This window comes from Chrysiogenia bacterium, assembly GCA_020434085.1.
Classification (GTDB): Bacteria; JAGRBM01; JAGRBM01; order JAGRBM01; family JAGRBM01; genus JAGRBM01.
This window is the reverse complement of the sequence record JAGRBM010000171.1, coordinates 1-9090: the sequence shown is the minus strand read 5'-3', so window position 1 is coordinate 9090 and position 9090 is coordinate 1. Positions and strand designations below refer to the sequence as shown.

8 protein-coding genes are annotated in these 9090 nt (G+C 63.7%); 2 read left to right on the top strand and 6 right to left on the bottom strand.

Annotation, left to right across the window (positions count from 1 at the left end; genetic code table 11):
• Together KDH09_05750 and KDH09_05745 are read left to right on the top strand one after the other, a co-directional pair.
• Positions 1-1208 (top strand): MMPL family transporter (locus KDH09_05750; protein MCB0219181.1); only part of this gene is annotated, 1208 nt, incomplete at its 5' end.
• A 163-nt stretch (positions 1209-1371) separates the two neighbouring features.
• Positions 1372-2403, top strand: a complete 1032-nt coding sequence (locus KDH09_05745) for a hypothetical protein (protein MCB0219180.1) — start codon at positions 1372-1374, stop codon at positions 2401-2403.
• Between the two features lie 271 nt (positions 2404-2674).
• On the opposite strand, the gene KDH09_05740 is transcribed toward KDH09_05745, so the two are convergent.
• The 6 genes from KDH09_05740 to uvrA all read right to left on the bottom strand — a co-directional run.
• Positions 2675-2887, bottom strand: a complete 213-nt coding sequence (locus KDH09_05740) for a dodecin domain-containing protein (GenBank protein ID MCB0219179.1) — start codon at positions 2885-2887, stop codon at positions 2675-2677.
• Between the two features lie 16 nt (positions 2888-2903).
• Complete coding sequence (locus KDH09_05735; protein ID MCB0219178.1) at positions 2904-3122, bottom strand: dodecin domain-containing protein; 219 nt, start codon at positions 3120-3122, stop codon at positions 2904-2906.
• Between the two features lie 14 nt (positions 3123-3136).
• Positions 3137-4132: an MBL fold metallo-hydrolase gene (locus KDH09_05730; GenBank protein ID MCB0219177.1), complete on the bottom strand. Its 996-nt coding sequence runs from the start codon at positions 4130-4132 to the stop codon at positions 3137-3139.
• 220 nt (positions 4133-4352) lie between these two features.
• Positions 4353-5726 carry an HD domain-containing protein gene (locus tag KDH09_05725; GenBank protein MCB0219176.1) on the bottom strand — a complete coding sequence of 458 codons (1374 nt, stop codon included), beginning with the start codon at positions 5724-5726 and terminating at the stop codon, positions 4353-4355.
• Between the two features lie 184 nt (positions 5727-5910).
• Positions 5911-6723, bottom strand: a complete 813-nt coding sequence (locus tag KDH09_05720) for a CvpA family protein (protein ID MCB0219175.1) — start codon at positions 6721-6723, stop codon at positions 5911-5913.
• 21 nt (positions 6724-6744) lie between these two features.
• Positions 6745-9090: excinuclease ABC subunit UvrA (gene uvrA, locus KDH09_05715; GenBank protein ID MCB0219174.1), on the bottom strand; the 2346-nt coding region annotated here is incomplete at its 5' end.

Here is a 9090-nt window from a genome sequence, read left to right as displayed (position 1 = left end):
GCCGCGGAATCGCAGGCTTTGCAATGAGCGAGGCGAGCGCCGCGCCCATCTACCGCAAGCTCGCCCTCTTCCCCATCCGCCATCGCAGGCCGATGTTGGCCGCCATCGTGGTGCTCACCCTGGGTTCGGTCTGGATGGCGCGCCATACCAAAGTCGATTTCGACGTATCGAAATACCGGCCCACCAGCGGCACCATCGACCGCGTCGACGTGATTTCCCAGGATGTGCTCAACATCAACTCTGCCCCGGCGGTCTACAGCGTCGAGACGCGCGAGCAGGTCGACGACCTCATCGATGCCATCGAGAAGGCCGACGCCACGCTGCCCAAGCAGGTGGTCCTTCAGACCCGTTCGGTAGCCGACCTGCTGCCCAAGGACGAAGAGCACAAGCTCAAGCTTCTCAAGCGGCTCGACCGCAAGCTCAAACGCGAGCAGAACCTCACCGACGACGAAGCCGACCGCCAGGACATCATCGATCTGCGCGAAGAGATGGACATGCCGCCGGTCGACCCCAATGCCCTGCCCACGGAACTACTCGATGAGTTCCGCTACGACCACAACGGAGAGAAGGGCTATCTCGTCTACGTCTTCACCGACCACGAGAAGAGCACGGCCGACAACTTCGCCCTGCTCTTCTCGGAGACTTTTGGTGAGCTCCACGGCAAGCTCGGCACCTACCACGCATCGGGCAACCTGATGGTGGAGGCCGAGATTCTCACGCACCTGCTCAAGGAAGGCCCCAATGTCATGATCTACGCGATTCTCGCGGTGATCGTGCTGGTGATTCTGATTTTGCGGGAAGTGCGTGCCATTGCGCTGGCACTGCTGACCCTGTTCGTGGGCTTTTCCTGGACGGCCGGGCTCATGGCCCTGCTCGGGCAAAATGTAAACGTCTTCAACGTGGTTACGCTGCCGGCCATCGTGGGGCTCTCCATCGACTACGGCATCCACGTCATCCATCGCTACCAGCAGGAGGGCCCCGACTCGCTGGCCCAGGTGCTCCAGCACACGGGTGCTTCGGTCTGGATGACGGCGCTCACCACCATGGCGGGCTTTGCCGGGCTGGTGCCCTCCGAGCACAAGGGCCTCATTTCGCTGGGCCTTGTTGCCATCTGCGGCATCCTGAGCGCCGTGCTCGCGATCTCCTTCTTCTTCCCGGCCTTTGCCGCCGCCATCGACCCCCGCGCCGCCGATACGGGCGAGGCCTGAGAGCGCGCCGGGCGCCGCCCTCCTTGACCGCCGAACCGGCGGCGCGTAATTAGATGGGTCGGACTTCCGAATCTGCCTGTCGGCGCGTTCTGTTGCGGTTTTGCGCGCGCCCTGCTCCCGTGGGCCCAGTCAGGCACGTCGGATCGTTCCGGGACGGGCTTCGATGGCATACTTCTCGAGACATCTGATTCACAAGGGCCATCTCACCCAGCAGCAGTTGGCCGAGGCCATTGAGCACCAGGTCGTGTACGGCGGCCGCCTTGGCACCAACCTCATCGAGCTGGGCTTCTCCACCGAGGCCCAGGTGGCCGATGCGCTGGCAGCCCAGTACGGCATCTCCACCATGGATGTCGACGAAGATGCGCTTCAGCTTGGTCTGCTCGACGAAATCGGGCGCACGCGTTGCGAGCAGTTCAAGGTGTTTCCCCACTCGGCCAGCTCCAAGACACTCCACCTGCTCATGGTCGATCCTTCCGACCACGTCGCCAAGGCGGAGATCTCCTACGCGACGCCCTACATCGTGCGGCCCTATGTGATCCCCGAGATCCGGATGCTCGCGCTGCTTCAGAAATACTGCGATGTCTCGCCCGAGTGGCGATACGAAGACAGCTCGCGCAACTACATCGCGCTGGCCAGCCGCTTTCGCAGCCGCCGCAATGCCGAGCTCAAGCCCCGCACCGCGCCCAGCAGCGAGCCGCTCACCATGGTGGAGGCCCTCAAGAAACTGCAGACCGCCACCACCCGTGATGAAGTGGTGAACATCACGCTGCGCCTTGCCGCGAGTATCTGCAAGCGCGCGATCTTTTACATTGTGCGCAAGAATTATGTGCTGGGCTGGGACTGCGCGGGCGCGGGCCTCGAACAAAAGCTGATTCGCACGCAGATCTATCCGCTCAACGCGCCTTCGGTCTTCAGCACGGTGCACGACCACCCCGGCCCCTTTGTCGGAAAGCTGCCGCGCACCGAGGCCAACGACCTGCTCAGAAAATCCGTGGTCAAGCGCCGCGGCAACTCCATGGTGCTGCCCGTCGTGCTGGCCGATCGCGTGGTGAACCTCATCTACTGCGACAACGGCCCCGAAGAAGACCTCGGCACCCAGGCCAGCGACCTTGCCCACTTCACCAACAGCATCGCCGGCGCCTACGAACGCATCATCCGCACCCGCCTCGAAGAAGACCCCGGTTCGATCGGGTAATTCCTGTTCGGCCACGTGTAGGGGCGGGGTCTACCCGCCCTTCTTTGCTTGTGTCCCTGTCTGCATACCTTCCCGTTCGTCCTGAGTAGCCGCGAAGCGGCGTATCGAAGGGCACCAGGCTCGAATGTGCGGAGGCCCTCTGTCCTTCGATACGCGCTGCGGAGCAGCGCTACTCAGGACAAACGGGAAGGAGGCACTGAGAACATGGGACAAAAAAGGGCGGGTAGACCCCGCCCCTACAGGAACCGTGATCGCACGAGTGCGCGATTCCTTACTCGCCTTTTTCTTCGAGGATGAAGGTCACTTTAATGGCGACGCGGAACTCGCGGATCTCGCCGTTGACGACCTTGGCTTTCTCGGAGATCACTTCGAGGCCGGTGATGTTGCGGAGCGTTTGCTTGGCGCGCTCGAAGCCGCGACGGGCGGCGTCGTCCCAGCTCGTGGGGCTCGACGCGATCATGTGGGTGACAACTGCAACAGCCATGGGGTTCCCCTCCAGCCTAGACGTGCATCTCGAAATCGGGCGCCAGTTCGAAGATCAGCCGAAGCTGCACGCGATACTCGGACTTGCCGTTCTTGATGGCGATGCCCTTGCGCAGGACTTCAAATCCGGAAATTCCCGCAAGGGTCGCCGACGCGCGGCGCACGGCCGTGCGGGAGGCGTCTTCCCAGCTCTCTTCGGAGCTGCCGATCAGTTCGGAAATCTTGGCGACTCGCATCGCGGGTCCTCTTCTCAGGCTTTGAGCGAATAGTACAGAACGCCCTCGCGGTTTTCAATTGCGAGCTTGTCCTGTGATTCTAGAATTTCCAGATAACCGACCGCTTCGCTCATGGTCAGGTACATCATCATGCGCGCCTTCTGCCGGAACATGTGCTCGGAGAGCTCGAAGGCGGTCATGGGGCCGTCCTCAGTGAGCGCGCGTTTGACGCGCAGCATCCGGCGCTCCACCCCCAGGCGGTAACCGTCGATGAGCGTGTGGTGATCGAGGATGGGATCGCCGTGGGCCGGAAGCGCGACGATGATATCCTCGTGCTCGATCTTCTTGAGCGATTCCAGGAACTCGATTAGCGAGCGGGTCTTGCCGCGCTTTGTGGGGTCGGGAAAATTGAGCAACGGAACCGGCGAGATGTCGGGCAGCAGGTGGTCGGCAGAGAACATGGTCTTCCACTCATCAACGATGTAGACCGTGTGCCCAATGGCGTGGCCGGGCACCCAAACGGGCCGGAAGGTCACGTCGCAGATGGAAAACTTCTCGCCGTCGTCGAAGGTCACGTCCACGGGAACGGCCTCGGCCACCTTTTCCGACATCTTGTGGCCGAGCACATCCCGCTCGATCAGATCCTGCGGCACGCCCCACTCGTAGAACCAGGCCATGTTGGGCGAGTCCATCTCGCGGTGGCCGCCCTCGCGCCCGCTGCGCAGGTAGGTGGCCTCCAGCACGTTGGAATACACCTTGCAGCCAGAGGCCTCGCGAATGCGCTTGGCCTGGCCGTAGTGGTCGATGTGCGCGTGCGTGATGAGCAGGTGCCGGATGTCGGAGACCTCGAGCCCGTGCTCGCCAAGATTCTTCTGAATCGCTTCCCAGGCCTGGGGCGTCTTCATCCCGGTGTCGATGAGAATGGGCTCATCGGCCAGGATCAGATAGCTGTGAATGTGCTGGGGCGGAAAGGGTACCGGCGTCGAAACGCGCCGGACGCGCTCTAATACGTGTCCATTTTCAAGTTGCATAGCGTTGACCCTTGCGGTCGCCGATACGGGCGATCCGAACTGGGACCGCCATTGTTACTCGCCGCGTCAAACGAATGCCAACGGTGTCTCTAGATGACCTTCCGCGTCCCCTCTCCCAGCGGGAGAGGGAAAAGTGCGGCGAAAGACGCGCTTGGGAGAGGGAGAACAGTCACATGTGCGGTTCTCCCTCTCCCCAACCCTCTCCCGCTGGGAGAGGGGGCTATTCAGGTTTCTGAACGAGACTCAACAGGGTTTCGCGCTCGTTGAGGGCGGGATCGTCGGTGACGAGTTCAAAAAGGCGGGCGAGTTCTTTTCCCAGCGCGGGGCCGGCGGGGTAGCCGATTTCCATGAGGTCGCGCCCGCCCACGGCCAGGTCGCGGATACTGAGCGCGGGCTCTTTTGCGAGCTCGGCGTCGACTCTCTCGCGAAAGGCGAGCACGCCCTCCACGCGCTCGGGCATGGCGCCCGAGAGAAGATCGGCGATGCACAGGTCGATGATCTTGTCGACCAGCTCGGCGCCGACTTTTCGAATGAAGCGCCGCACTCCGCGGTCGCTGACTTCATCGCCCCAGGCGAACAGGTGATTCTGCACCAGCGTGACAACGTGATCGACATCGGCGCCGATCATGCCGGCCTTCCAGTGCACGAGGCGCTTGCGCGTGACATCGGCGGAGATGTTCTCGTGCCCGAAGAAGGTGATGCGCCCGTTGTCGGGATGCGTTCCTTTCGTCGGGGGCTTCCCCACGTCGTGGTAGAGCGCGGCGAGCAGGGTCTCCACGTCGCCGGGTTTGCGCAGCCGCGAATCGGTCGCCGCGTTGTCCAACACGAGCATGGTGTGGTCGAAGACGTCGGCGATGTGGAACTCCGGGGGCTGCGCGACGCCGCGCATGGCCTCGAGTTCGGGAAAGAGCGTTGCCAGTGCGCCGCACTCGTGCATCAGGCGAAAGCCCACCGAGGGGCGCGGCGCGCCCAGCAGCTTGCCGATCTCCTGAATCACGCGCTCGGGCGAGAGCGTGGGCAGCAACGGCGCGGCCGCACGCATCAGGGAGAGCGTCGCGGGCTCGACGTCGAGACCAAAACGCGCGGCAAACTGCACGCCGCGCAGCACGCGCAGGGCATCCTCTTCAAAGGCGCGCTCGAAGACCGCGCGCAGCAGTTTTTTCTCGATGTCGGCTACCCCGCCGAAGGGATCGACCAGCGCGCCCAGCTCCAGGTTTTCCGAAACCACTTCCTGGGCGATGGCGTTGATGGTGAAATCGCGGCGGCCCAGATCGTCTTCGACTTTGAGACCCGGATCGGCCTGCACGTCGAAGTCGGCATGCCCCACCCCGGTGGAGCGCTCGACCCTGGGAAGCGCCACATCGATGGCCTCGCCCGGCGCGACGATGAACTTGAACACCGCGAAGCTCCGCCCCGTGGCCTCCACCCGTCCGTGGCGCGAGAGAATCCCATGGAGCTGCTCGGCCGGAACGCCGCGCACCAGCACGTCGATGTCCTTGGTCTGCCGCCCCAGCAACCGGTCGCGCACCGCGCCGCCCACGAGGAAGACCTCCCCGCCCACGGCGCGCACGTCCCTGTAGAAGGCGATTCGCATGGCAGGCAGCATAGGTCGGAAGACAGGCCAGGAAAAAGAGCACATGCAAGTCAGGTGTCATTCTGAAGGGCGCAAAGCGCCCTGAAGAATCGCGTCCGAGCCGGCTCCAGCCGATTCTTCGCTACGCTCAGAATGACAAGTCTTTTGAGACCAAGGAATTCGAGGAACAGCGATCGCGCCGCCCCTACTCTTCTTCTTCGATGATGTCTTCGATCTTGCCGGCGCGCTCGGCCTGGGCGTCCTCGATCTCGGTGCGGATGGTTTCGAGATCGATGCTCTCGACGGCCTCGCGCAGCTCTTCGTTCTCCATCACGCCTCGCCAGCGCTCCTTGCTGAAGAGCTCGGTGTAGTCCTGGCTACGCAGCGCATCGATGAGCTTGTTGTCGGTGAGCACTTCCTTGATGGCCGGGTCGCTGAGGGCCTCCTTGGCCGTCTTCGAGAGTTCGAGGTCCTCGATGAGGTTGGGATCGGAGAGCATCTTCATGACGTCGCCCAGCTCAGTGAGCCACTCGAGTTCCTTGCGGCGCTCGAGGATCGGGTTCCAGGGATCGACCGCGTCTACCAGGCGTGAGCCGCGCACCTGATCGTCGACCCAGCCGGAGTCCTCGCGCATGGCCTTGGGCGTCGCGCCCACCAGGCAGGCCAGAAACAGCGCGATCACGCCGCCCTGAATCAGGCCGAGCCCCAGGCCCATGATGCGGTCGCGGCGCTTGTGGTGTTCTTCCTTGCCCACGACGAAGTGGGAAACCACCAGACCGATGAAGTTGCAGCCGAAGTAGAGGATCGATGCCGCGCCGGCGAGCACCACCCAGTAGCGCGACTGGGGATCGAGCGCGGACCAGTCGGTGCTCGTCTCGATCCAGCGCGCCAGGTGCGGCGTGCCGACATAGGTGGCGAGCAGTCCGATGAAACTGAAAAGCAGCGAGACGAAACCGCGGAAGTACCCCGCGGCGCAGAAGAACGCCAGAACAAAGAGCGCGATCAGATCAACCCACATAGGCCTTGATGAGCGCCGGGCTCAGTGCGGACGGGCCGCACGCGCGCCGGCGTCGAAATACTCTTTCAAATAATGTCCGGTATGGGATTGCTTCACCCGGGAGACTTCCTCGGGCGGCCCCGCCGCGACGATTTGCCCTCCACCATCGCCGCCTTCGGGCCCAAGGTCAATGAGCCAGTCGGCGCGGGCGAGCACGTCCAGATTGTGTTCGATGACCAGCACCGTGTTGCCGCGCGTCACCAGCCGGTCGAGCACCCGCAGGAGCTTGGCTACGTCGGCGCCGTGCAGGCCGGTCGTGGGCTCGTCGAGCAGGTAGAGAATCTTTTTGCCGTCGCGGCGCCCCAGCTCGGCGGCGACCTTGAGGCGCTGTGCCTCACCACCGGATATGGTGTTCGAGGACTGCCCCAGCCGCATGTAACCAAGACCCACTTCTTCGAGCAGGCCCAGCCGGTTCTTGAGCTTGGTGAGCGGCGGGAAGAAGGTCTTCGCTTCCGTTACGGTGAGCTGGAGGACCTCGTCGATGCTCTTGCCGCGATACTTCACCGCCAGCACCTCGGGCTTGAAGCGCCGGCCGTCGCAGACCTCGCAGGTCACTTCCATGTCGGCCAGGAAGTGCATCTCCACGTGGATGACGCCCTCGCCCTGGCAGGCCGGGCAGCGCCCGCCGTCGGTGTTGAAGGAAAAGTGCTTGGGCTTGAAGCGCCGGCGCAGGGACTCGGGCAGCTCGGAATAGAAGAGCCGGATTTCATCCCAGGCCTTCATGTAGGTGATCGGGTTCGAGCGCGAGGAGCGCCCGATGGGCGTCTGGTCGATGAGCGAGACGCCGTGGAGCCCCTCGAACCCCGAGATCATGTCGAAGCGCCCGATGCTCGCCGTGCCGGTTCCAAACAGGCGATCGAGCGCGGGATAAAGCGTCTTGGTAATCAGCGTCGACTTGCCTGAGCCCGAGACGCCGCTCACCGCGACGAAGTTGCCGAGCGGGATCTTGAGCTCGGTGCTCTTGAGATTGTTTTCACGCGCGCCGGTCAGTCGCAGCCAGCCCTTGTTCTGCCGGCGTCCCTGCGCGTCGGGAAAGTTGAGCTGTCCTCGCAAATACTCGGCCGTCGCGGTGAGGCCTTCGGCGACGAGCTGGTCGACGCCTCCCTGATAGACAATCTCTCCGCCGCGATGGCCGGAGCCGGGCCCCAGCTCGATGAGATGATCGCCCGCGCGGATCATCGCCGGGTCGTGCTCGACCACGACGACGGTATTGCCCGTGTCGGTGATGCGGCGGACCGTTCCCATCAGGCGAGAGATGTCGCGCGCGTGCAGGCCGATGGAGGGCTCGTCGAGAACGTAGAGCGTTCCCACCAGCGCGGCGCCGAGCTGGTTGGCCAGGTTGATGCGCTGGTGCTCACCGCCCGAGAGCGTCTTGGCAAGACGCGAGAGTGCCAGGTAGTTCAGCCCCACCTCGTTGAGGAATGTCAGGCGCGCGCGTACCTGACGCAGCACCTCGCGCGCGGTGTCCTGCTCGGCCCGCGAGAGCTTGAGTTCCTCAAAGAACTGCGCAAGATCGCCGATGGAGAGATTGCAGATCTCCGAGATGTCCTTGCCGCCGACTTTTACGAGGAGCGCTTCGGGGCGAAGCCGCTTGCCATCGCACGCGGGACACGGGAAGTCGCTCTGGTAGCGGCGCAGGAACACACGCACGTGGACCTTGTATTTTTTGCGCTCGGCGGCGGTGAAGAACGGGAACACGCCCTCGAAGGAATCGTCACCCTGCAGAATGCGCTGGCGAACGGCCTTTGAGAGGTCCTTCCACGGCTTTTCGGTATCGATGCCTTCCTTGATCGCCCAGCGCAGCATCACGCGGTTGTTCTCGCGCATGCTGGGCTTGGTCCATGGCTCGATCGCGCCCTTGGCCAGCGACAGGGAGGGATTGGGGATGATCTTGCGCTCGTCATACTGCAGGACGTTGCCGAATCCCTTGCAGTGCCCGCACGCGCCAAGCGGGGAGTTGAAGCTGAAGAGTGCGGGCGTGGGTTCTTCAAAGATGCGCCCCGTCGCCGGGCTGGAAAACTCTTCGCAGAATCCGTAGACCTCCGCGGCATCGAGCGGATAGACAGCCATCTCGCCGCGGCCCTCGCGGAAGGCGTTTTCGACCGCCGTCGAGAGACGCGCGCGATCGCTCTCGCGCAGCACCAGCCGATCGGCGACGATGAACACGCTGTCGGCCTCCCGCACCGCGTCGGGATCGACCTCATCGACGTCGAGGGTCTCACCGTCGATCCACACGCGGATGTAGGCGCGGCGCCGGCAGGAATCGAGGAAGCGCTCGGGGTCCTTGAGCTCATCGCCGTGGGGCGGGAAGAGCACCAGCGCGCGCTG

Coding starts and splice junctions, on each gene's coding strand:
- KDH09_05745 (MCB0219180.1), top strand. CDS start 1,372: ATGGCATACTTCTCGAGACATCTGATTCACAAGGGCCATCTCACCCAG.
- KDH09_05740 (MCB0219179.1), bottom strand. CDS start 2,887: ATGGCTGTTGCAGTTGTCACCCACATGATCGCGTCGAGCCCCACGAGC.
- KDH09_05735 (MCB0219178.1), bottom strand. CDS start 3,122: ATGCGAGTCGCCAAGATTTCCGAACTGATCGGCAGCTCCGAAGAGAGC.
- KDH09_05730 (MCB0219177.1), bottom strand. CDS start 4,132: ATGCAACTTGAAAATGGACACGTATTAGAGCGCGTCCGGCGCGTTTCG.
- KDH09_05725 (MCB0219176.1), bottom strand. CDS start 5,726: ATGCGAATCGCCTTCTACAGGGACGTGCGCGCCGTGGGCGGGGAGGTC.
- KDH09_05720 (MCB0219175.1), bottom strand. CDS start 6,723: ATGTGGGTTGATCTGATCGCGCTCTTTGTTCTGGCGTTCTTCTGCGCC.